The organism is Flavobacterium sp. (assembly GCF_044376915.1).
In the GTDB taxonomy this organism is placed as follows: Bacteria; Bacteroidota; Bacteroidia; order Flavobacteriales; family Flavobacteriaceae; genus Flavobacterium.
This window is the reverse complement of record NZ_JBILKB010000012.1, coordinates 1-24198: the sequence shown is the minus strand read 5'-3', so window position 1 is coordinate 24198 and position 24198 is coordinate 1. Positions and strand designations below refer to the sequence as shown.

General features: G+C 33.6%; 25 protein-coding genes. 13 read left to right on the top strand and 12 right to left on the bottom strand.

The features are described 5' to 3' along the window. Nucleotides 1–2 precede the first annotated feature (2 nt). The 4 genes from ACIQ6Z_RS02445 to ACIQ6Z_RS02430 all read left to right on the top strand — a co-directional run bounded on the left by ACIQ6Z_RS02445 (nt 3) and on the right by ACIQ6Z_RS02430 (nt 3331). Nucleotides 3–662, top strand: coding sequence for a response regulator transcription factor (locus ACIQ6Z_RS02445; protein ID WP_396209352.1), 660 nt, complete (start codon nt 3–5; stop codon nt 660–662). Next, a complete protein-coding gene (locus ACIQ6Z_RS02440) occupies nt 655–2055 on the top strand; it encodes a sensor histidine kinase (protein ID WP_396209351.1) in 1401 nt (466 codons plus the stop codon). Before ACIQ6Z_RS02445 ends, ACIQ6Z_RS02440 begins: the two co-directional genes overlap by 8 nt. A gap of 75 nt (nt 2056–2130) precedes the next feature. Beyond that, nucleotides 2131–2628 (top strand): hypothetical protein, encoded by a 498-nt coding sequence (locus tag ACIQ6Z_RS02435; protein WP_396209350.1) that lies wholly within the window; start codon nt 2131–2133, stop codon nt 2626–2628. Nucleotides 2629–2665: 37 nt separating this feature from the next. Beyond that, nucleotides 2666–3331, top strand: a complete 666-nt coding sequence (locus ACIQ6Z_RS02430; protein ID WP_396209349.1) for a DUF2461 domain-containing protein — start codon at nt 2666–2668, stop codon at nt 3329–3331. A gap of 1 nt (nt 3332) precedes the next feature. On the opposite strand, the gene ACIQ6Z_RS02425 is transcribed toward ACIQ6Z_RS02430, so the two are convergent. Continuing rightward, nucleotides 3333–3722 carry a glyoxalase gene (locus tag ACIQ6Z_RS02425; RefSeq protein ID WP_396209348.1) on the bottom strand — a complete coding sequence of 130 codons (390 nt, stop codon included), beginning with the start codon at nt 3720–3722 and terminating at the stop codon, nt 3333–3335. A 56-nt stretch (nt 3723–3778) separates the two neighbouring features. Here ACIQ6Z_RS02425 and ACIQ6Z_RS02420 point away from each other — a divergent pair, with 56 nt between their 5' ends. Further along, nucleotides 3779–4276 (top strand): NUDIX domain-containing protein, encoded by a 498-nt coding sequence (locus tag ACIQ6Z_RS02420; protein ID WP_396209347.1) that lies wholly within the window; start codon nt 3779–3781, stop codon nt 4274–4276. Here the strand turns inward: ACIQ6Z_RS02420 and ACIQ6Z_RS02415 are convergent. From ACIQ6Z_RS02415 to ACIQ6Z_RS02405, 3 genes are all read right to left on the bottom strand, one after another. Then, nucleotides 4268–4546, bottom strand: a complete 279-nt coding sequence (locus ACIQ6Z_RS02415; protein WP_396209346.1) for a DUF3817 domain-containing protein — start codon at nt 4544–4546, stop codon at nt 4268–4270. The two genes, ACIQ6Z_RS02420 and ACIQ6Z_RS02415, sit on opposite strands and share 9 nt — an antisense overlap. Further along, nucleotides 4543–5151, bottom strand: a complete 609-nt coding sequence (locus ACIQ6Z_RS02410; RefSeq protein ID WP_396209345.1) for a YqaA family protein — start codon at nt 5149–5151, stop codon at nt 4543–4545. Before ACIQ6Z_RS02410 ends, ACIQ6Z_RS02415 begins: the two co-directional genes overlap by 4 nt. A 102-nt stretch (nt 5152–5253) precedes the next feature. Then, nucleotides 5254–5616, bottom strand: coding sequence for a hypothetical protein (locus tag ACIQ6Z_RS02405; RefSeq protein WP_396209344.1), 363 nt, complete (start codon nt 5614–5616; stop codon nt 5254–5256). A gap of 182 nt (nt 5617–5798) precedes the next feature. On the opposite strand from ACIQ6Z_RS02405, the gene ACIQ6Z_RS02400 reads away from it, so the two are divergent. The 4 genes from ACIQ6Z_RS02400 to ACIQ6Z_RS02385 all read left to right on the top strand — a co-directional run bounded on the left by ACIQ6Z_RS02400 (nt 5799) and on the right by ACIQ6Z_RS02385 (nt 9234). Further along, a complete protein-coding gene (locus ACIQ6Z_RS02400; protein WP_396209343.1) occupies nt 5799–7712 on the top strand; it encodes a DUF294 nucleotidyltransferase-like domain-containing protein in 1914 nt (637 codons plus the stop codon). A 4-nt stretch (nt 7713–7716) separates the two neighbouring features. Beyond that, nucleotides 7717–8304 (top strand): exonuclease domain-containing protein, encoded by a 588-nt coding sequence (locus ACIQ6Z_RS02395; RefSeq protein ID WP_396209342.1) that lies wholly within the window; start codon nt 7717–7719, stop codon nt 8302–8304. Nucleotides 8305–8314: 10 nt separating this feature from the next. After that, complete coding sequence (locus tag ACIQ6Z_RS02390; protein ID WP_396209341.1) at nt 8315–8866, top strand: GDSL-type esterase/lipase family protein; 552 nt, start codon at nt 8315–8317, stop codon at nt 8864–8866. Between the two features lie 71 nt (nt 8867–8937). Further along, nucleotides 8938–9234, top strand: a complete 297-nt coding sequence (locus ACIQ6Z_RS02385; RefSeq protein WP_396209340.1) for a hypothetical protein — start codon at nt 8938–8940, stop codon at nt 9232–9234. 49 nt (nt 9235–9283) lie between these two features. On the opposite strand, the gene acs is transcribed toward ACIQ6Z_RS02385, so the two are convergent. The 8 genes from acs to ACIQ6Z_RS02345 all read right to left on the bottom strand — a co-directional run bounded on the left by acs (nt 9284) and on the right by ACIQ6Z_RS02345 (nt 20171). Continuing rightward, on the bottom strand, nt 9284–11191 hold the full coding sequence (acs, locus tag ACIQ6Z_RS02380; protein ID WP_396209339.1) for an acetate--CoA ligase: 1908 nt from the start codon (nt 11189–11191) through the stop codon (nt 9284–9286). A gap of 99 nt (nt 11192–11290) precedes the next feature. After that, the gene (locus ACIQ6Z_RS02375; RefSeq protein ID WP_396209338.1) at nt 11291–13189 is read right to left on the bottom strand and encodes an acetate--CoA ligase; all 1899 of its coding nucleotides are present in this window, start codon (nt 13187–13189) and stop codon (nt 11291–11293) included. A 106-nt stretch (nt 13190–13295) separates the two neighbouring features. Beyond that, on the bottom strand, nt 13296–13658 hold the full coding sequence (locus tag ACIQ6Z_RS02370) for a response regulator transcription factor (protein ID WP_396209337.1): 363 nt from the start codon (nt 13656–13658) through the stop codon (nt 13296–13298). 2 nt (nt 13659–13660) lie between these two features. Continuing rightward, entirely contained in the window at nt 13661–16354 is a 2694-nt protein-coding gene (locus tag ACIQ6Z_RS02365) for an ATP-binding protein (RefSeq protein ID WP_396209336.1), read from the bottom strand. A 263-nt stretch (nt 16355–16617) separates the two neighbouring features. Continuing rightward, nucleotides 16618–16833 (bottom strand): DUF6814 family protein, encoded by a 216-nt coding sequence (locus ACIQ6Z_RS02360; protein WP_396209335.1) that lies wholly within the window; start codon nt 16831–16833, stop codon nt 16618–16620. Nucleotides 16834–16844: 11 nt separating this feature from the next. After that, nucleotides 16845–18383 (bottom strand): MFS transporter, encoded by a 1539-nt coding sequence (locus tag ACIQ6Z_RS02355; RefSeq protein WP_396209334.1) that lies wholly within the window; start codon nt 18381–18383, stop codon nt 16845–16847. A 24-nt stretch (nt 18384–18407) separates the two neighbouring features. After that, the gene (locus ACIQ6Z_RS02350; protein WP_396209333.1) at nt 18408–19649 is read right to left on the bottom strand and encodes a DcaP family trimeric outer membrane transporter; all 1242 of its coding nucleotides are present in this window, start codon (nt 19647–19649) and stop codon (nt 18408–18410) included. A gap of 102 nt (nt 19650–19751) precedes the next feature. After that, nucleotides 19752–20171 carry a hypothetical protein gene (locus ACIQ6Z_RS02345; protein ID WP_396209332.1) on the bottom strand — a complete coding sequence of 140 codons (420 nt, stop codon included), beginning with the start codon at nt 20169–20171 and terminating at the stop codon, nt 19752–19754. Between the two features lie 245 nt (nt 20172–20416). Here ACIQ6Z_RS02345 and ACIQ6Z_RS02340 point away from each other — a divergent pair, with 245 nt between their 5' ends. From ACIQ6Z_RS02340 to ACIQ6Z_RS02325, 4 genes are all read left to right on the top strand, one after another. Next, nucleotides 20417–21022: a flavin reductase family protein gene (locus ACIQ6Z_RS02340; RefSeq protein WP_396209330.1), complete on the top strand. Its 606-nt coding sequence runs from the start codon at nt 20417–20419 to the stop codon at nt 21020–21022. Between the two features lie 40 nt (nt 21023–21062). Then, entirely contained in the window at nt 21063–23354 is a 2292-nt protein-coding gene (locus ACIQ6Z_RS02335; RefSeq protein ID WP_396209329.1) for an FAD-dependent monooxygenase, read from the top strand. A gap of 23 nt (nt 23355–23377) precedes the next feature. After that, complete coding sequence (locus tag ACIQ6Z_RS02330) at nt 23378–23731, top strand: four helix bundle protein (RefSeq protein ID WP_396209328.1); 354 nt, start codon at nt 23378–23380, stop codon at nt 23729–23731. Nucleotides 23732–23748: 17 nt separating this feature from the next. After that, a partial coding sequence (locus tag ACIQ6Z_RS02325; protein WP_396209327.1) for an AMP-binding protein occupies nt 23749–24198 on the top strand: 450 nt, incomplete at its 3' end.

Below are 24198 nucleotides of genomic sequence, written 5' to 3'. Positions count from 1 at the left end.
TTATGCACATTCTAATTGTTGAAGATGAAAAAGGTATTGTTGATTTTCTCAAGCAAGGGTTAGAGGAAGAGGGATTTAGTATATCCCATGCAGCAAATGGTAAAGAAGGTCTTGATTTGGCTATTTCATTACCAATTGACCTGATATTATTAGATTGGATGTTGCCCAAAATGACTGGAATCGAAGTTTGTAAAGCCATACGTTTGCAAAAAAATACGCCCATTATTTTTTTAACGGCCAAAGATACAGTTCAAGAAACGATTGAAGGGCTTAAAGCGGGTGCTAATGATTACATTAAAAAACCGTTTTCTTTTGATGAGCTTTTAGAGCGTGTAAAGATTCATTTCAGAAACAATGGCTTACCAAAAAAATTAACCCTTGGAAATATTACTTTGGATAAAAATAAATTTCAAGTGTTTGTAAATGATGTGGAAGTATCATTGACCCAGCGTGAATTTGAATTGCTTGAATATTTAATTAAAAACAAAGGAAGCGTTTGTACACGCCACAAAATTATTGAGGACGTTTGGGATATTCATTTTGATTACGATACTGGTGTAATTGATGTTTTTATGAATGCCATCCGAAAAAAACTCAATCTTTCAAAAGATGAAGAATTAATTAAAACTATTCGAGGAGTAGGATATATTGCCAATGACTAATTTCTTTTCTTTTTCCTTTAAAAACAGAATTGCATTTCATTACATTTTGAGTGGTGCACTTCTTATCGCCCTGGTTTTTTTATTCCTTTATTCAATCGTTAAATATAATGTTAACCAACATATTAACGAAGGAATTCAAGACGAGTTGAACAAACATCTTGATGATGTAACTACTGATTCAAATGACACATACTTAATTCATGTTGACCAATGGCGTGCTCGCGAACACAATACCATTAGCGTGAATCCTGTTTTTGTTCAATTCTACGACAATAACAAACAACTTATTGATAAATCGCCCAATTTAAAGAGTGCTAATTTATTATTGTTTGAGAATCAAAATAACAATTTATTCATTGATACTTCATTAAATGATATTCCAATACGACAAATTCAAACAACAATAGTAAATAAAAATAGAGTAGTGGGCTTTTTGGTAGTAGCAATGTCTTTAGAAGATTTTGAAATTGTTGAACTATTAAGAAATGTACTTTTGGTGATTTTCCCACTAATTATTTTCTTTTTATTTTTTATTGCTCGATTTTTTGCAGGAAGAAGCATAAGACCCGTTAACACCATTATTGAAACCTCTAATCAAATTACGCAAGATAATTTGCAAATGCGGATTCCACTTCCAACAAATAAAGATGAGTTGTATGTGTTGTCTCAAAACATCAATCACTTATTGGATCGTATAGAACATGCAATCGAGCGCGAAAAGCAATTTACATCCGATGCTTCACATGAATTACGAACTCCGTTGGCCGTGATAAAAGGAACAATGGAAGTATTGATTCGAAAACCCAGAAATCAACATGAATATGAAGAAAAAATTAGTTTTTGTATTTCAGAAGTGGATCGTTTAAACCATATGGTTGATCAATTGCTACTCTTGGCTCGATTTGAAAATCAAAAGCAAAACATCAAAAATGATTCGGTTTATTTAAATGCCATAGTGTTGGATGTATTGGCGCGATTTTCAATTAAAATTAAAAACAAAAAACTGAATATAACTACTAATTTTTCAAAAGATTATACTATAGCATCCGACAACTATCTAGTGACAATTATCATAAGTAATTTAATTTCCAATGCCATAAAATATACAAATAATGAAGGGGAAATATCGTTACTATTATTTGATACTAGCAACAACATACAATTTTCAATTATTGATAATGGAATTGGCATAACAACTTCCGATATAGCTAAAGTATTTCAATCCTTTTACCGTTCAGATAGTTCCAATCACGAGACTATTAAAGGAACAGGACTCGGACTATCCATTGTAAAACGACTTTGCGATTTATTAAACATTGAAATTACTATTGAAAGCGAGTTAGAAGCAGGTACAATTATAAATTTAAGTTTTCCAATAGAGAAACTTAAGTAGCTCTTAAGTTTTCTTTGCTTTTTTTTAAGTAATTTTAGTAAAGAAAAATGAATAATAACTTTTAATTTCTAAAATATGAACGACGCACATGTACACCTGGTAGTAAATCATTTTCCAATTATTGGAACCTTATTTGGTTTAGGCATCTTATTGGCCGGAATTTTCATGAAAAACAACGTCATTAAAAATATAGCTTACATTTTATTTTTGGTGGCTGGTATTTTTGCAGCTGTGAGTATGGCAACAGGTGAAGGGGCAGAAGAAATTGCTGAAAAACTTCCTTCGGTAACTGATCAAATCATACACGAGCACGAAGAAATGGCTGAAAAATTAGCGATTGTACTTTATGCTCTCGGATTGGTTTCGCTTATCGGATTGTACGCAAACCTTAAGAATCATGCAAAAGCTTCTTTAGTATCTTATCTAGCGGTTGCAATAGCAATTGTTGGCGTGTTCCTTGGAAAACAAACGGGAACTACTGGGGGTGAAATTAGACATACCGAAATTAGAACCAATGCTACTGCTACAGCTGTGGATCAAAATGGAGTAGGAGAGGCCGAAGATGACGATTAATTTCGTGTAATTGTGTACATTTGTCAAAAAGGATTTTATGCTACAACCTTCCATTTTTAACTACTTACGCCAACTCAAAGAAAACAATAACCGCGAGTGGTTTGCATCGAATAAAAAGGCTTTTCAAGTTGAAGAACAACTTGCAAAAGCTTTTTTTATGGCAGTAAATACCGATTTAGAAAAAATTGATAATCTGGATAAAATGCAGGTATTTAGAATCTACCGTGATGTCCGATTTTCAAAAGACAAATCCCCTTATAAAAATCATTTTAGTGTGGGCTTTAACCGAAGTAAACCCTTATTAAGAGGAGGCATGTATCTTCACATAGAAGACAATGCTAGTTTTGTGGGAGGTGGTTTTTGGGAACCCAATGCAGTCGATTTGTTTCGCATTCGTAAAGAAATAGAAGTCGATGCTTCTGAATTGCGCGCCATTATTGCGGAAGAAACTTTCCAGAAATATTTTAGAACACTGCATGGAGACGAACTAAAAACAGCACCAAAAGGATTTGATAAAGCACATCCGGCTATAGATTTACTGCGAAAAAAACAATTTTTACTGACCCGGAGTTTTACTAATGAAGAAGTCGTTTCTGCAGAATTTCAAAGAGAAGTATTGGCAAGTTTTAAGGCAATGCGACCCTTTTTTGATTACATGAGTGATGTGTTGAATACGGATCTCAATGGAGAATCTTTGATTTAAATTAGTCCAAAAGCTGTAGTTGACTTTTCAATCGTTCGATCAATAAATTCATCATTCGTTTATTAAGATTTGAAGAATTTTGAGTATATGTTTCAAATTCTTCCAATGTAAAAAAACCAATGATCATTCCTTTCAAGATATTTCTAAATTTCATGTCCCGCTGTATCGCTTTATCAATGACCAACATTTTTTTCTCTGGGGTGATGGTGTGAAATTCGATTTTCTGTTTCACTAAATAATTTTTAAAAACGGCTAAAAAAAGTTCATTTTGCACTTTCAAAATAGGGCGGAGGGTTTGATTTTGAAATCGTTCTTCTGGTCTAGAGTCATCGGAAACATTACCAAGAGTATCCCCTCTAAGCGCTAAAATGTAATTATCTTTTGTGTTCATTTTTATTTTAAAGGTAATCAATTGTAAAATCGAATTCAGTAATTGGTTAAAAAGTTATGAATAGTAGGTTGTTAATAGCTCGTATTGCTGTAAATTTGAATAATAAATACTTAAGCGGTGTGACGTATATATCTAAAATATTTGTAACGGTTGATCTCGTAATTGTAAAACAAACAGTGCACGATTCACAAATTTTATTAATCAAGCGCAAAAACGAACCGTTTAAAGGATGTTGGACCTTACCTGGTGGTTTTGTAGATGAAAAGGAAGACCTAGAACAAGCAGCACTTCGAGAATTATTTGAAGAGACACAATTAAAAGCCTCTGATTTAAAGCAAATTGGAGCTTTTGGAAAACCCAATCGAGATCCAAGAGGACATATGGTTAGTGTGGCTTATTTTGGAACTGTACCCAACAAAATAGTTGCCATAGCGTCAGATGATGCACAAGAAATAGGCTGGTATTCCCTTAAAAAATTACCAGAATTAGCATTTGATCACGCCGAAATCATATCCGAGGGGATTACTAGGTATTTAAAAGTTTCTTTAACTTAAATACTTTTTATCCACATAAAAAGTACCAAAAGGAAGTAAGGATGCTAATAGAATAATTAAAAGTGTCAAAGCATTCCATTGCATTGCTTTTTTTAACACTATCGCTAATCCAATATAACCTATGAATAAAATACCATGGCTCATTCCAATTGGATATAACAGTTGTTTGTATAGTTCCACATTAGTTGGTTTAATTAGCAACATGTTGGCGAATAGAAGAATATAAGAAATACCTTCAAGTATAGCCGTTAATTTGAATAATTTTATCATGATAAAACGTTATAAATTACAAAACCATAAATTACAAATCTAAGAAATCGCAATGCAGCGAATAGAAAAAAGTATTTTCTAGAATAATGAATCATTCCTGCGGCCAAACAGGCAATAGCAAAAGGCAATGGCAATAGTGCTCCAACCGCAATTAAAAAACCGCCCCATTTTTGCATATTGATCACATGCTTTTCCATTTTGCCATATAAATACTTGTTTACTGAGGGAATTGCAACAATTAACACTCCCAAGAAATAGGAAATTATACCCCCTAAATAAGATAATAATGCTAAAATAGTTAGATTAAAGAGGGGTGATTCAGAATTTTTTGACCAAGCTATGAAAATATCAGGGGGTAAGAGACCTAATATGCTTTCGGAAATAAAGAAAACAGTAAAAATTAAAAAATCACTAAAGTTATTTGTGAAATACTTTAAAACCTCATTTAAGTTAAAGTACTTATAATTAATAAACGTTAAAAGGGCTACAATAAGTATTGTGGGCAGTATTGCCTTTTTAATTCCTTGCCACAAAAACGAATAAAAACCAGTATATTTATAATATTGGTGTAATAATTTTAATTTGGGCTTATTTACTTTAGACATGTTTAAATTTTGACAAAACTAAGCTACAAATACTGCAATATTGTTAAATAAAAAATAAAAAAACGGTATAAATACCGTTAATATTATGTAAAATAGAATAATTTAAAAAACTAAAAAAGCATTGTTATATTCCTTTAAATCTAAAATATTATTTTTCTTATTCAAATCGGTAAAAAGTGATAAATAATATTGAAGGCTTTCAATAGACGAACTAGTGTTATTTGTTGTATTCAACTGATCTTCATTAATTGGTTCATCAGCTGGAATTCCAATTAAAAAATCATTATTAGTTTCTAAATGTTCATAGGCCAAACGCAATGATTTTGTAACTACAGGATTGTTTAAATCTAACGTAATTTCTCTTAATTTTTTTAAATCAGCAATAAGCGGAGATACAGCAATTTTTTTTTGCTCTAATGCTTTTAATTGTTTCTCTAAGATTTGTAAGGCTTGTTTGTTTTCCATGAGTGTAGTTTAATAAAGTGGTGCAAAAATATACTTAATTATAGGATTAAACAAGCCTTTTTATGGGAATTGTTTGTGGATCCTATTTGAATTATAATATACATTATGTAAAATAGAAAATTTGAATATGTTGGTATCATAAAAATTACTAAATTTGTTAAGTAAATAACATACTCTATTCCATGCAAAATGCTGTTGCCGAAAATATAGCCACTTTTCTTAAACAATATGAGCCGTTTCATTTCATTGAATTAGACGATTTAAAATCTATTGTTTTAAATAGTAACATCATCACTTTACAAAAGGGAAAATCGCTTTTTAAAATTAATGATCCATTACATGATTCCTTCTATATCGTTTATGGTGGTGTCGTGCATCTGACTAAAATATTAGATGCTGAAGAAATTTTACACTCTAAATGTTATGCTGGAAATTTATTTGGATTACGCCCCTTCTTTGCAAAAAACAACTATGTATTGAATGCCATTGCAAACGAAGATGCCATTCTTTATGCTATTCCTATTGCGGTTTTTAAACCCTATTTGACTAAATACAATGCGGTACTGGATTATTTTCTTGAAAATTTTGCCACACAAGCAAAACCTAAAAAAGAGAATTACCAACAGTTTAAGTCGATTTCTGAAATTGATACCAGCGCATCAGATTCAAATTATTCCTATTTTCAAGATTTACAATATACCACAAATCCAACGGTTATAGATGCCAATACTTCTATTAAGAATGTGGTATTAAAAATGATAGCTGATAAATCGGGGCATGCGTTAATTACCTATAACAACCGACTTGTTGGTTTAGTGACCGATGCCGATTTGGCTAAAAAAATTGGGGCCGGTCTTTTCCAAATTGAAGAAAGTATCACAAAAATATTAAATCCACAATTTATTGTTGTAGATAAAAATATTTCAGTTGCCGAGGCGCAACTCTTATTATTGAAAAATGAGACGACTCATCTGTGTATAACGGAAGATGGCACGCAGAATGCAACAATTCTCGGAGTAGTTTCTGAACGGGATGTCATCAATTCGCAATCAAATAATCCTGGAATCTTAATTAAAGAAATTAAATCGGCACACTCTATAGACGAATTAAAATACATTCATACCAAGTATCTGGATATTATTCAAAATTCGTTTACTAAAAACATTCCTATTTTCCATATTAATGCCGTGGCAAGTGAATTGTTGTATTCCATAATTCAACGAAATATTCAAATGGCAATGGATCATTTAGGCACCCCCCCTGCTCGATTTGTATGGTTGGCTGTGGGTAGCCAAGGCCGAAAAGAACAACTCTATTTGAGTGATCAAGATAGTCTATTAATTTATGAAGATGTTGCAGCCGATAAACAACGTGATGTCAAATATTATTTTGTTAAATTGGCTAAGATGGTGATTGGTAATTTGGAAAAATTAGGATATAAATTATGTCCTAACGACCATATGGCCAGTTCTGTGAAATGGTGCAGATCCTTAACGGAATTTGCATTGGTATATCAAGATTGGATGGTTTTACCCAGTAAAAAAGATAACGATTTCAGTTCGATTTTTTTCGACTTTGAATTTGTATTTGGCGAAGTAAAGATCAAAGATGCACTTGAAAGTCATATCTACCAAAAAATGAAAAGCAATACATTGTTCTTTGATTTTCTTGGAAATAAAGTATTGAATTTACCTGAAGCATTGACTTTTTTCAAAAAAATTGCTGTCGAGGAAAACGGTCCGCAAAAAGAACATTTCGATTTGAAGCAAAAAGGTTTACAAGTATACATAGATGCGGCACGTTTGTTTGCATTAAGTTATGGATTAAAAGGTGTAAACAACACTTACTTGCGTTACAAGCAATTGGCCATTAGTGATCCAAAAAATGCAGAAAAGTATCTTGATTTTGCCGAAAACTATTTGCAATTGCAACATTTTAGAATTGAAGAAAGCATTGTAAATGATACTGATGGTTCCTTCATTAAAATGGCTACTTTGAGCAAAGTGGACAAAGAAAAATTAAAGAAATGTTTGATGCAAATTGATGACGTTATCGAACTAATCAAAGACAAATACCAATTAACACAATTCTCATAAGAAAATGCTACAGTGGCTTAATCCTAATAATTATCCCGAATATTGGAAAATTTATCTTTCCAAATTTAAAGAAAAGTCCAATAGATATGTGGCAATCAGTATTGAATCAAGTGGACTTAACTCTTCTAAAGATGTGATTTTAGCTTTTTCGGCGATCACCATTGCAAACGATAAAATTGCTATAAAAGAAGCTGTTGAATTGTATGTTTCGTATTCAAAAACAGAATTTGATTCGGATCAAAATGAATTTGTTTTGGTCAGTAAATTGGAGAAAACTACTGAACGTGAGGCAATCGAACGCATCGTGGAATATATTGGAAACGCTACCCTAATTGGCTATAAAGTCAATCGTGATATCGATTTATTGAATGCCAGTTTGGCCAAATTTGAATGTGGTAATTTAAAAAATGAAGCATTGGATATCGAGATCATGTACAACAAGTATAAAGATACTATTGAAAAAAAATATGCCCTTGAGGACATGTGCAAAACTATGGCAGTTCCTGTGATGGAGCGCACTTCTGCAGCTGACGATTCTTTTTTAACAGCATTATTGTTTTTGAAATTGAAGACTATTTTAAAAATAAAATAGGTCTATTCCAATGAGCGGTTTTCAAAACATTGTCTTATTTGGTGATTCCATTACACAATTTTGGTCAAATTATGATCCTGATTTTTTTGAGTCTAATAACTTAATTAACAAAGGAATTAGTGGACAAACAACTTCTCAAATGTTAGATCGTTTTGACAATGATGTGATTAAATTACAACCTAAAACAGTAGTCATCTTGGCAGGGATAAATGATATCGCAGAGAATAACGGTCCGATAGCAATAGATGCGGTTTTGCATAACGTTCATATAATGGTTGAAAAAGCGTTGCAGTATAAGATTGAAGTACTATTATGTTCCCTCCTACCTGCCAATCGATTTTATTGGAATCCTAAAATACAGCCTGCATCTAAAGTATTGGAATTAAATTCTTTACTTAAAAATTATGCAAATACAAACGCATTAATTTTTGTGGATTTTTTTACTGCAATGGTTGATACATCTAACGGATTGCTTCACAATTATGGTACAGACGGCGTTCATCCAAATTTAGAGGGATACCTAAAAATGAAATCCATTCTTGATCCTTATTTGAAATCATGAGAAGATACCTTAATTTTTTTCTTTTTTTATCCTTTCAAAGTTGTTATTTAGAATGGCCACCTCATAATTCCATGTTTGTTTTTCAAACGTTATTTGAAATATTCTCTAAAACCGAAAACCGTCTTGATAATTTCACCCATCCAATTATTTTAGTTGGATTATTATCACAATTTGTGCTTTTAGTTGGTGCAGTGAATCTTAAAATGAATAAAACATTAAATGCAATTGCCATCCTTCTTCTGGGTTTATTAGTACTATTATTTATAATGATTAGTGTGCTTTCATTGAATCTAAAAATGTTTTTAGCGACACTCCCATTTTTGAGCATTTCGGTATATTTCTTCTGGAATTTTAAAAAATTAGAATAAAAAAACTGCTCCATTGCTGAAGCAGTTTTTAACCAATAAAACTAAAAAACTAGAGTTTGCCTTCTTTGATTTCGTCCACTATTTCAGGATTCAATAATGTAGAGATGTCTCCAAAATTAGAGAAGTCTCCTTCAGCAATCTTTCTTAATATTCTACGCATGATTTTACCCGAACGTGTCTTAGGTAAACCACTTACAAATTGAATTTTATCTAGTTTTGCAATCGGACCAATTTGATCTGAAATCAATTGATTGATCTCTTTGGCCAAATTATTTCGATCACGACCTTCACCAATTTCTTTCAAAATAATGAATCCGTATAATGCATTTCCTTTAATATCATGAGGAAAACCAACAATAGCACTTTCTGCAACCGCTGGGTGTTCGTTGATGGCATCTTCAATAGGTGCAGTTCCCAAATTATGTCCGGAAACAATAATCACATCATCTACTCTACCCGTAATTCTATAATATCCTACTTCATCACGTAGCGCACCATCACCGGTAAAATATTTTCCAGGGAAGGCGGTAAAATAGGTTTCTTTATAGCGTTGGTGATCCCCCCAAATGGTTCTAGCCATAGAAGGCCATGGAAATTTAATACACAAAGCACCTGTTACTTGGTTGCCTTCGATTTCGTTGCGCAATTCATCCATCAACACAGGTTGTATCCCAGGTAAAGGTAAGGATGCATAAGTTGGTTTTGTGGGCGTCACAAATGGAATTGGTGAAATCATGATTCCTCCAGTTTCGGTTTGCCACCATGTATCCACTAAAGGACAGCGCTTCCCTCCCACGTGATCGTTATACCAGTGCCAAGCTTCTTCATTGATAGGCTCTCCTACCGAACCAATTACTTTTAAAGAGCTCAATGGAAATCTTTGTACATAATCTAAACTTTCTTTAGCTAAGGCACGAATAGCTGTTGGAGCTGTATAAAATTGTGTAACATTATGTTTTTCGATGACTTCCCAAAAACGACTAAAATCGGGATAAGAAGGAACGCCTTCAAAAATAACGGTCGTAGCACCATTCAATAAAGGTCCATATAAAATATAAGAGTGTCCAGTGATCCAACCAATATCAGCCGTACACCAATACACATCGTTTTCTTCATAATTGAATACGTTTTTAAAAGTATACGCCGTGTATACCATATATCCAGCTGTGGTATGAACCATTCCTTTTGGTTTTCCAGTAGAACCTGAAGTATATAAGATAAACAAAGGATCTTCTGCATCCATAATTTCAGCTACATTGTTTCCAACAGCAGCATCTAATAGAGGTTGCAACCAAATGTCTCTTCCTGCTTGCATATTTACTTCCGTATTTGTGCGCTTTACAACCAATACTTTTTCTACACAAGGTAATTTTTCTAAAGCTTCATCTACGATACCTTTCAAATCAATAGCTTTATTGCCGCGGTAACTACCATCTGAAGTAATGACCATTTTACATTCACTATCATTAATTCGAGCCGAAACAGCCGAAGAAGAAAACCCTGCAAATACTACTGAATGGATTGCTCCAATTCGAGCACATGCTAAAATAGCTACAGCCAATTCTGGAATCATGGGTAAATAGATGCAAACTCGATCCCCTTTTTTGATTCCTTGCTCGCGTAAAACGTTTGCCATTTTTGAAACACGAACATACAATTCATTGTATGAAATGTGCTGTGCTGCCTCACTTGGATCGTTGGGTTCAAAAATAATAGCGGTCTTATCGCCTCTTTTGGCTAAATGACGATCGATACAGTTTTTGGTAATGTTAACTTTAGCATTTAAAAACCATTTAAAATTGGCCTCTTGCATGTCTACTTCAAATACTTTATCCCATTTTTGGTACCAAGTAAAATTTTCATCCGCTATGCGATCCCAAAATTTTCTGGGTTCGCGTACCGATTTCTTATACATTTTGAAGTAATTTTCTAAATCGTGTATTTTGTAATAACTCATTCTTAGTTTTTTATGATCTGTTTATTAGTGTAAATATAGCTATTCTATGTTTTTTAAAAAGATTTTTCTTGCTAAATAGATATAGTTAATTGTAAGTGCTTATTTTTTAAAACATCCAATTTTATCGTGTTGTAAAACCGTTCGAATTTCATCAATAATAGCTTCATCATCAATGGTAGAGGGTACTTGAAAGTTTTCACCATCTGCAATACTTCGCATCATTTTGCGCAAAATCTTGCCCGATCGAGTTTTGGGTAAGCGTTGAACGGTCACTACATCTCGCAAAGAAGCTACTGCCCCAATTTGTTCTCTTACCATTTGAACTACTTCATGTTTCAATTGGAAATGTTCGATAGCTTCTCCCGTTTTAGCAACCACTAAAGCCAAAGGTATTTGTCCTTTCAGTTCGTCATGGATGCCAATAACAGCACACTCGGCAACCGAATGATGTGAAGCCACAATTTCTTCCATTTCTGCAGTAGACAAGCGGTGTCCTGCCACATTGATTACATCATCTACTCTACCAGTAATAAAAATATAGTCGTCGGCATCTTTAAATCCGCCATCACCCGAAAAATAATAGCCTGGAAATTTATTCAAATAACCGGCTTTGAAACGCTCGTTATCGTTCCATAAATCTAATAATGTTCCAGGAGGTAATGGCAGTTTGATGACTACATAGCCTTCTTCATTCGGACCTAATTCTTGTCCAATTTCACCAAATATTTTGATATCATAACCTGTAACTGCTTTTCCTGCCGATCCAGGCTTGATGGGTAAATACTCCACCCCCATCATATTTGCAATCATCGGCCAACCCGATTCGGTTTGCCACCAATGGTCAATCGCAGGCACAGGAATGTGTTGGCGATACCATTCTAATGTAGCCACATCGCAACGTTCGCCGGCTAAAAATTGAATTCGCAATGATGATAAATCATATTGTTTGATAAATAATCCATTTGGATCTTCTTTTTTTATAGCGCGAATGGCAGTTGGAGCAGTAAACATAACATTAACTTGATGTTCGTTGATGACGCGCCAAAAGGTACTTGCATCGGGTGTTCGAATGGGTTTTCCCTCGAAAAGAATGGTGGTATTTCGGTTAAACAACGGACCATATACAATATAACTATGTCCAACTACCCAACCCACATCGGAAGCGGCCCAAAATACATCGCCTTCTTTTGCATCATAAATGTGTTGCATTGAAAATTTAAGTGCGGTAGCATAACCACCTGTATCTCTTACGATTCCTTTGGGTTTTCCAGTTGTACCTGAAGTGTATAAAATATATAAAGGATGGGTTGCCTTTACCGAAACACAAGCTGCTTCTTCAGAACCGTATACTAAAGCATCATAATCAACATCATATTTTTTGAAAGGAACCCGAGCTCCTAATTTACGGTTAAAAACGACTACTTTTTCGGGTTTGTGATGGGCTAATTCAATAGCCTCGTCTACCAAGGGTTTGTAGGCGATTAAGCGATCAATTTCAATACCCGAAGAAGCTGTAAGTATTGCCTTAGGTTCGCAATCGTCAATTCGGATAGCCAATTCGTGTGGAGCAAAACCTCCAAAAACAACCGAATGTGTCACTCCTATTCGCGCGCACGCCAACATAGCAAATGCGGCTTGTGGAATCATTGGCATATAGATTACGGCTGTGTCCCCTTTTTGTAGTCCTAATGAAAGTAAACCTCCCGCAAGTTTTGCCACTTCGGTTTTGACTTCATTGAATGTATATTTTTTTACAGTTTGTGTAACGGGTGAATCATAAATAATAGCCACTTGTTCACCATAGCCTTCCTTGATGTGTTTGTCTAAAGCCAAGAAACATGCATTCAATTCACCATCAGCAAACCACAACGGATAGTCATTATTATCTTTGGATACTATAGAAGCAGGCTTTTTATACCATTCTAAATGATTGGCTTGTTCTGCCCAGAAAGCTTCAGAGGAAGCAATGCTTTTAGTATAAATATCGCAATAATTCATTTGTATTATTCAATTTATATAGGTTATTTTCTAAAGTAAATGTAGAAAATAAAATAATGCCAATTGAATTATTCTTGCTAAATAGGTATAGATATCTAATCTATAATTAAGTCAGTAATTCTGCGACTTGATCCACTACTTTTTTGATGGAAAAAGGTTTTGTAAGATAGGCATCTGCACCAAGCGCCATTCCTTTTTCAATATCACTTTCCTTATTTTTTGCCGAAAGAAAAATGACTTTAGTATGGGTTAAATTAGAATCTTTTCTAATTTGCTCCAAAGTTGCATAGCCATCTACCAAAGGCATCATGACGTCTAAAATGATAACATCGGGATAAGTAGTTTTTAACAACTCTAATGCTTCTTGCCCATCGCGAGCAATAAAGACTTCATAGTTACTTTTCTTAAATGTATATTCAAGCGACATGACAATATTGGGTTCGTCGTCTACAATTAAAATCTTCTTCATAATTAATTCAATTCAATATTCATATTTTTAGGTAATGTAAAAACGATACAAGCTCCTTTTACTGAGGGTTCTACCCAAATTTTCCCTTTGTGATGTTCAATAATTTGTTTGCAAATTGCCAAGCCTAATCCACTACCAACCGGCTTTTTAATGTTTTGATTGATGGACTGATAAAATTTTTCAAAGATAGCTTCAAAATCATTATGAGGCACACCTTTTCCGTTATCATTAACGCTAGTTTGAATAAAATCTCCTGTATCACTAACTTGAATGGTTATTAAACCTTCCTTATCCGGACAAAATTTAATGGCATTTGAAACTAAATTCGTGATTACTTGAAAAATTCGATCTTCATCATAATAGGCAGTCACTTTGTTTTTACTCTCGATGTAGATGCCTATGTTTTTATTTTTGATCAATTGCTGTAAAGGCTCAATTGATTTTTCAATTGTTTCAATCAAATTATTTTTTGTAGGATGTATGGTTTGTTTACCCGTTTCAAACTTTTCTAGATCCAAAATTTTATCAATCAAACGGTTCAATCGATCCGATTCTGAAATGATATTTTGTAAAAATTGTTTTTTTAATTCATCCGGAATTTCATCGTCATCGTGTAAGATTTCACTGGCTGCACGAATTGCAGTAATCGGTGTTCGCAATTCATGGGTAACTGTATCTAGAAACTCATCTTTTTGTAGATCTTTTTCCATCAATGAAATATTAGCCTCTTGTAATTGAGCTGTAATTTCTTTGAGTTCGTTTGAGGTTTCCGTTAATTTCTTATTGATGATGATATTTTCTTTTGATTCCTCTAAAATTTTCAATACTTCGGGCAACGTAATTTTTTCTTCTTTCACTACACTCGAAATTAAAATACGCGCCGAAGCGGTACCAATATGTCCGGTTAATAAATTTTCAGAGAATTTAATTAAACGTGCGTCGGCTAATTCTTGGGTAACATCTACATTGTATTTTACATTAAAAATATTCATGGCACGTTTAGTCCGCTCAATTCCAAGAAATCGAATCAATACTTTTTCGATATCGTTTCGGTAAGCGGTTCCTCTCCATATAAACGCATCTTCGTGATTACTAATGTATTTATTGATATCCACAAACATTTCGGCATAATTGCGTTCGCGATAGTTTCCTTTAAAACTAACCGAAATAGCAAAATAAGTGGCACTGTTGAATAATAAACTCCAAAATAACGCATGCGTAACCGGTTGTAAATAATCCAATCCAAATAATTGGAAGGGTTTGAGCAGTTCTATTCCCATGAATCCTTCGCTAATAAATGTACTCTCACTATTTGAAATTCCAATAGCATAAGGGATAAGTAAAGTATAGATACATAAGATAAAACCAATAATAACACTATAAATTGCCCCCAAACGGGAGCCTCTTCTCCAAAAGAGTGCTCCAAAAAATGCTGGAGCTAATTGTGAAATGATAACAAAAGCGACCATTCCAATTGAAACCAAATTGTAATCCAATCCAAAAAAGCGATAGATAAAATAAGATAATATGATCAACAAGAAAATACCTAATTTACGACTATTCAAAATCAATCGGTTACTGATATCTTCACTTTTTAATTCGCCCAATAAGTTGTAAGGTATTAAAATATTATTGGTAATCATGGTAGAAAGTCCGATTGAGGAAACTACAATCATAGAAATTGCAGCAGAAAAACCGCCCAAAAAAACTAATACTGTCAAAGTTTTATTATTAAACAATTGTGGAATTAGCAACGAATAAACATCTGAATTCACATCTTGCCCTTCAAATAATATATTACCACCCCAAGCTATTGGATAAACAAAAATATTAAATAGCAATAAGTATAATGGAAACAACCAAACAGCAGTGTTTATATGATTTTCTCGGTTATTTTCCACTACTCCTAATTGAAATTGACGAGGCAATAAAAATATGGCAAACATGGAAAGTAAGCAAAGTAAAAACCAGTTAATGGCTTGTGGCAAGCCACCGATTGTATTTTTTTCTTTAAAATGTTCTAACAATGATGCTTTTTGGTAAATATCATCAAAGCCATCAAAAACAAAAAAGGTAACATAAACGCCAATAATCACAAAAAACACTAATTTCAAGAGACTCTCTAAGGCAACAGCTGTTACAATTCCTTTCCTCTTTTCAGAAGCATCCACATATCGTGTGCCATAATACGAAGCAAATAGTGCCAAAGCAATGGCCACGAAGGTTGTGGTATCATCAAAAATATACGAACGAATTTCCGTTTTTGTTACCACGTGAAAGGTTTCGGCAATGGCTTTTAATTGCAGAGCGATATAAGGAATAATTCCGGTTAAACAAATAACGGTTACAATAGCACCTAAAAATCGGCTATTTCCATAGCGAAGTGAAATGAAATCAGCAATACTAGCAATTTTATTCACACGAGATATTCTTATGATTTTCCGTAAAATTAAAATCCATGAAGGGGCTATTATGACAGGTCCCAAATATATGGGTAAATAGCTTAAACCACTATCAGCGGCTACCCCTACACTACCATAATAGGTCCATGCTGTACAATAAACGGCTAATGAAAAAGTATAGATATATGGATTATTAGTCCATTTACTGTTCCCTTTTTTTTCGGCCCAATAGGCTATATAAAAAAGAACAGCCAAATAGGCAGATAATATGACCAAAAGTAAAATACTATTCATTGTATCGTTTTACTATGAGTAAAGAAACTAATATGGAAAACATCCAAATGGAAAACAGATAAATATAGATCACCGGGAAACCAAAGACATTTTGTGATGAATCAAACAACAAAACGATAGGAAGATTTATTCCTATAAGAAGAAGCATTGATACAATTACCAGTTTTTGTTGATGTCTTTTTTTCATTTTATTGTAAAATTATAAAAGCCCAAAAGCCCTTATATACATAAGAGCTTTCAGGATTTTATAAAACTAATAGTATTTAGTCTTTATATTCATCCGTGATGGCATACCAACCAAAGATAGTTAATCCTGTTACAACCATTGGTAAAAGTATGAAGAAAATAATAATTCCAAAAACTAAATCATCTTGTTTTCCAGAAGTTAATTTACCTCCAAAAATTTCAATCGAAAAGTAAGCAATTGCAACAGCTAGAGCGATCCAAACGATTCCTAAATATTTTTTTATTGTGTTCATATCTGTTATTTTTAGTCGTGAAGTGTATTAATTTTTCTATCAATGTAGATCATCCCTATGATGAAACATATTGCTGCAATTCCAATTGGATACCAAAGTCCTTCCAAATAAAACTCTACGTCACCAGCTTCTTTTGCTGTTGATACAAAGTAGGTTGAAATAGCAGGAAGTAATCCACCAAAAATACCATTTCCAACATGGTAAGGCAATGACATGGATGTGTATCTAATTTTCACAGGGAACATTTCAACTAGGAAAGCCGCAATTGGTCCATATACCATCGTTACAAAAATCACTTGAATGAAAACCATAAATACTAAAAACCATTTGTCACTGCTGTTGATTGTTTTGGTAACTTTGGTCTCAATCTTATCTTTTCCTTTATCGTCTAGCATTATTTTACCAGCTTCAAAATGAATTGTTTTGATTTCCTCAACTGTGGTACCATCTGTATACGCTTTTGTAGTAGTATATATAGAATCCATTTTAGTTTCATCCACTTCTTTAATTGAAGGAACTATTTTAGTTTGTTCAACAATTTCAGTTTTTAATGACAAATCTGTAGAAGTATACATGGCACGGTAAATTGGACGGTATAATAAAATTGCTAATAACATACCTCCCATCATGATTACTTTTCTTCCAACTTTATCACTCAACCATCCAAATACTACAAAGAAAGGAGTCCCTAAAATCAAAGCAATTCCTAATAAGGTGTCTACTTGAGAAGATTCAATACTTTGAACTGTTTTTAAGAAGTTCATAGCATAGAATTGTCCCGTATACCAAACAACTCCTTGTCCCATAGTTGCTCCAAATAAAGCCAATAAGACAAATTTTAAGTTGAATTTATTTCCAAAACTTTCCTTTAAAGGGTTTGTTGATGTTTTACCTTCTTCTTTAGCTTTAGCAAATACTGGAGATTCGTGCATGTTTTTACGAATCATATAAGAAACAAAAACCATCAAAATAGATACCCAAAACGGAACTCTCCATCCCCAATCGTCAAATGCCTCTTTGCTCATTAATCCTTTGGTAATTAAAATTACCATCAATGAGATGAATAAACCAACAGTAGCTGTAGTTTGAATCCAAGAAGTCCAATATCCTTTTTCGTTTTTAGGAGCGTGTTCTGCCACATAAGTTGCAGCACCACCATATTCTCCTCCAAGCGCTAAACCTTGAAGTAAACGTAAAATTAATACTAAGATAGGCGCAGCATAACCTATAGTTTCATAACTTGGTATACACCCAATTACAAACGTTGCACCTCCCATTAACATTAGGGTAACCATGAAAGTATACTTTCTACCAATTAAATCCCCTAATCTACCAAAGAATAAAGCACCAAATGGACGTACTACGAAACCAGCGGCAAAGGTTGCTAAAGTTGACAAGAAAGCTGCTGTTGGATTGTCTGACGGGAAAAATTTAGTAGACAATACTACTGCTAAACTTCCGAAGATATAAAAATCATACCATTCGATCATTGTTCCCATTGAGGAAGCTGAAATTACTTTCCAGATTCCAGTTGTTTTTTTGTTACTCATATTTTATAAATTATTAATTGGTTATTAGAAAGAATAAACAGCAGAAACAGTAGCTCTAAAATTGCCTACTTTGTTTTCGTTGCCAGAAATAGATAAGTCAGATTGCGTGCTTCCATGAGTAGCCGCAGTATACTCAACTTCTGGAGTCAATCTAAATTTATTTTGTTTAAAATCGACACGAGCAGAAGCTCTCCAAATATCTTTAACACCTCTAGTAGCTGTAATACCTCTTGCATAAATAGTAGTGGCCGCATTTGATGATCCAGTACCTTCTTGGTTAGTGTATCCAAAGAAAAATCCAGGTGCTGTATTTTTATTGTTACTAGCAATATCTAACCAAAACGAATTGGTTCTAATGCCTTCATAAGAAACTGGTTTTGATGCCCCATTAGAGTAACTTGCATAACCTCCAAGCATTACTAAATGATGTAGGTTTTCACCAGAAATTCCATATGCTTTAATATGAAATTTTTCATTATTATACTTGAAATATGCTAAAATTGAAGTAGAATTTAATGTCTCTTCAGATTGTACACCATTGGATTCAATAAGTGGTTTATTTGGATAAAACTCTGCGCCAATACCCGCTAATACAGATTTGTTTCTAAATTCCATTTTACCATGCATAGCTGGCAATACACTATTGTATACTGGAGAGTTTTGGTTTCCATCTGCAGAGAACGCTCCAAATTCTCTATCTTTATAGGCTATAAATGAAAATCTAAATTTTTCATTTAATTTTTGATCCACTCTGAATTGAGTAGCCCAACCAAATGGATTGAACGGTATACCTGTTGAAAAATTAGCCACACCTGGAAACACTTCTGGTATAAATGTTGGGTACCAAGTTTGACCAAAGGTTAAAGCAGTTTTCTCCCAATCCAATTTTGCATAAGCATGACGCAATCGTAACAATCCAATTGATTGTTGTGTATTACCAAAAAAATCACCCTCTAATACACCCGATACTTTAGCACCCCATACATCCGGTCCAGAAGCTTTAACTCCTAATCTTGAAACAACAGATAAAAAGTTTGAGGCATTTGCAGCATTTATATCATTATTATTGGCATCTATTTTTTCATCTAGTGGCCATAAATTCAAATGATATTCTCGCACTTGCGCTGATTGTCTGGTGTCCCAACTATAATCAACTCGTGCAAAACCATAGAGCTCTGTCTTAAATGGCTTTTCAATTGGTTTATCCCCTTGTGAAAAGGAAAGTGCCGAAATAAGTAATACGGCAACAATTAATACTTTCTTCATAAAAATTTTAAATTTGGTTAGTAATTCAATTTTTGTTGGACCAAATTCTAAAATTTTGTTAATGAAAAAAATTACAATATATAGTTTTGTAAAAAACTATAGCTAGTCTTTAAAACGCTCCCATTTTATAAGCATAAATTTATCACCAAGTTCTGTAATAATCATACCTGCCCCGGATAATTTATCTTTCTGTTGTAAGTATTCTACCAACTCCTGATGTTTGAAAATTTTGTATGTTGGATGGTAATTTGGATGTGGAGGTTTCTTAATTTTAAATTCTTTAACCCAATTACTAATTGAAACGTGCGAAACCCCAATAATTCGTTCTATTTCTCTGTAACTCAAACCTTCTAAGTACAACTGTAAGGCCTTTGTAACATAGTAATCATCTATTTTTTTTCCTAATTTATTTACTGTGAAATAATACGTACATGATTTACATAAATACCTTTGTTTATCTTTAATGACGCCACTTTTAACAATTGTTTCACTTTGGCACTTGGGACAAGCTAAAATCTCCATATATATAAATTTTGCATAAATATACTAATTTTGCAAAATATACAAAAAACAATATGATAAAAATTACAAACATTTTTTCTACATAATAAAATTTAAACGATTAAAAATTGCACATTATTCAATTTTACACTAGACCTTCAATAATTAAAGTAGGCCTACACTCAAAAAAACTGGATATATTTCTTATTAAAGTATAGTTCTATTTTTATTACTTTTACGTAATTTGTACCATCAACAATAATTTTATGCAATTTGACATTCAATCTACCGATTCTTCGGTTCTTTATAAATTATTAACAGGCACTGTAATCCCAAGGCCCATAGCTTGGATTGCCACGATCGATGCCAATGGAATTGATAATTTGGCTCCGTTTTCTTTTTTTAATGTAGTAAGTGAAGACCCACCTCATATTATGTTTTCTACAGTTCGAACGGGTAATAAAAACAAAGACACGTTAAACAATATTTTAGCAAACCATCAATTTGTTGTCAATTTGGTTACCGAAGAAGTCGTTCAGCAAATGAATACTACTTCTCAATCTGTTGCTGCGGATGTAAATGAATTTGAATTGGCTCAAGTAACTCCAATAGATTCAATATATATCAAACCCAAACGCGTAAATGAAAGTTTGGTGCAGTTTGAATGCGAAATGGTGCATCATTATTTTATTGAAAATCATCAAAACGGTGGCGCGTGCATAATCATTGGAAAAATAATTACGATGCATATTGATGATTCCATTTTACTGGAAAATCACAAAATAGATTTAGAAAAATACAAACCTGTCGCAAGATTAGCAGGTTCTAATTACAGTACATTAGGCGAATTATTTCAAATAAAAAGACAATAACTAATGACCAATTATTTCTTTTTACTTATCTAAACAAAATATGAAAATAACAATTATAGGTGGAGGTCCGGGCGGACTTTACTTTTCGATATTGACTAAAAAAGCAATGCCACATTGCCAAATCGATATTTACGAACGCAACAAACCCGACGATAGTTTTGGTTTTGGCGTCGTATTTTCTGATGAAACTTTGGGGGAGTTCCTAAAACGCGACATGCAGTCCTACGAATTAATTCGAAGCAAGTTTGCGTATTGGGATGATATTATTGTGGCTCGTAATGGTGAAGAAGTATGTATTGCCGGAAATGGTTTTTGCGGTTGTTCTCGAAAAACGTTGTTACAATTACTGCAACAACGCTGCCTGGAAGAAGGCGTTAATTTACATTTCGAGCAAGATGTAGAGGATTTATCGCAATTTGCCGACTCTGATATTATTATAGCCTCTGATGGTATTGGAAGTGCCATTCGAACTACTTATCAAAAGGAATTCGAAACCAAAATTGAGTTAAAAAAGAACCGATTTGTTTGGCTTGGTTCTACAAAACCTTTAGATGCTTTTACTTATTTTTTCAGAAGTACGCCTCACGGTACCATCGTGGCACATTCTTATCAATACGAGGAAGGAATGAGTACGTGGATATTTGAATGTAGCGATGAAACATGGCAAAAGCACGGTTTTGAAGTCACCAATGAAACTGATACTATGGCAAAAATTGCCGAAATCTTCAAAGATGAATTAGAAGGTCACCCACTAATTTCAAACAAATCACACTGGCGACAGTTTCCCCATGTAACGAATGAAAATTGGTATCATAATAACATTGTTTTATTAGGTGACGCCAAAGCTACAGCCCACTACTCTATCGGTTCTGGAACCAAATTAGCGATGGATTCTGCTATTGGTTTATCCGATGCGGTGATTGCCAACCCAACTAATGTACAAGCCGCTTTTGAACAATACGATAAAACCCGAAGAAATACCGTTGAAATGATTCAGTATGCCGCCATCGTTTCGTTGGATTGGTTTGAAAATATGGATCGTCACATGCAACATTCGTTTCAACAATTTGCTTTTGGATGCATGACACGTTCTAAAAAAGTAACCTTTGAAAATCTTCGTTTAAGAGATGCTTCGTTTACAAACAAAGTATTGGAAGAATTCAATACCAATAATTATATTAACGACAAAAATCAATCGGCAGCATTTACTCTTTTCAAACTAAGAAATATAGAACTGCAAAACCGAATTGTAATGTCGTCAATGGGACAATATGTTGCCGAAAACGGATTAGTTAACGATTGGCATTTTCAGCATTACACTTCAAGAGCTGTTGGTGGTGTTGGATTAATCTTAACCGAAATGACAGCTATTTCTGAAACCGCAAGAATTACGCATGGCTGTACCGGAATTTATACCTCAGAACAAGTTACTGCTTGGAAGCGAATTACTGAATTTATTCACCAATATACCCAATCAAAAATCGGAATTCAATTAGGTCATTCAGGAAGGAAAGGGTGTTCAAAAATTCCTTGGGATGAACAATTACAGGGTAATAAATGGGAGTTGATTTCGGCTTCTGCTATTCCGTTTAACGAAAATTCGGCTTGTCCTAAAGAGATATCTTTGGAAGACATGCAATTGGTTAAAAATCAATTTGTACAAGCTGCTAAAAATGCAAATGAAGCTGGTTTTGATATGATTGAATTACAAGCACATCACGGGTTTTTATTGGCGTCTTTCTTGTCACCGTTAACTAATATTCGTAACGATAATTTTGGCGGAAATATTCAAAATCGTTTAAAATATCCCTTGGAAGTGTTTACTGCTATTCGAGAAGTTTTTCCAACTGAAAAACCAATCTCTGTTCGAATATCGGCAACCGATTGGGCTGAAAACGGAATTTCAGAGCAAGATGTATTAGTGATTTCTGAAGCATTTAAAAAAGCTGGTGCTGACATTATTAATGTTTCCACAGGAAATACGGTTGCTGACCAAAAACCACAAACTGGCAGAATGTGGCAAACGCCTTTCTCAGATGCGGTTCGAAACACGGTTCATATTCCAACCATCACCGCAGGATCCATCCAAGACATTGACCAAATCAATACGATTATTTTAAATGGAAGAGCCGATTTAGTGGCACTTGGAAGGCCTTTATTATTGGATGCTAATTTTGTACGAAATGCGCAAGCGTATGAACAATTTCAAGCGAATGACATTCCGAATCCTTATAAAATGGGGGGTTCACATTTGTATCCATTAAAAGCCTCGGAAAGAAAACAATTAGAAGGCATGAAAAAAGCGTTGAAACCGAAGAGTAATAAAAAATAATTACGAATTTTAAATTACGAATTATGAAAAAAGATAATGTTGTTCAAATTAAAAGTTATGCATTTGCAGTTCGTATTGTAAAGGTTTTTAACTATTTATCCGAACAACGAAAAGAGTATGTATTAAGCAAGCAACTTTTACGCTGTGGAACTTCAATTGGAGCAAATATAGAAGAAGCAATTGGTGGGCAATCTGAAAAAGATTTCTTTGCCAAATTAACCATATCTTATAAAGAAGCAAGAGAAACACATTATTGGATTAGATTATTAAAAGATACTGATTATTTATCTTTTGAGGAAGCTGACAATTTACTTAAAGATGTTGATGAACTACTTAGAATAATTGGTTCAATTCAAAAAACGTTACGTAATTCGTAATTTAAAATTCGTAATTAATGAAGGATAATTTTGCTCATATAAATTTACCTAATCTGGAATTACAACCAGAATACACTTTTTTAGATTTACCTCAATTTCAACATTCTGAACTATTGAATTGTGTCGATCGATTGTTGGATAGCCACATTCGTGAAGGTCGTGGAAACAGCATTTGCATTCGAACCTTTGAAGAAACGTGGACGTATCAAGATTTATTCGAAAAAACCAATCAAATTGCCCATGTTTTAGTAGATGATTTAGGTTTGCAATCAGGAAATCGAGTGTTGTTGCGTTCGGCGAATAACCCCATGATGGTCGCGTGTTGGTTTGCGGTGTTAAAAGCAGGCGGAATAGTCGTAGCTACCATGCCCTTATTGCGTTCCAAAGAATTGAATACAATTATTGATTGCGCCGAAATTTCTCATGCGTTTTGCGATAGCGATTTAGCTGAAGAAATGCATTTAGTA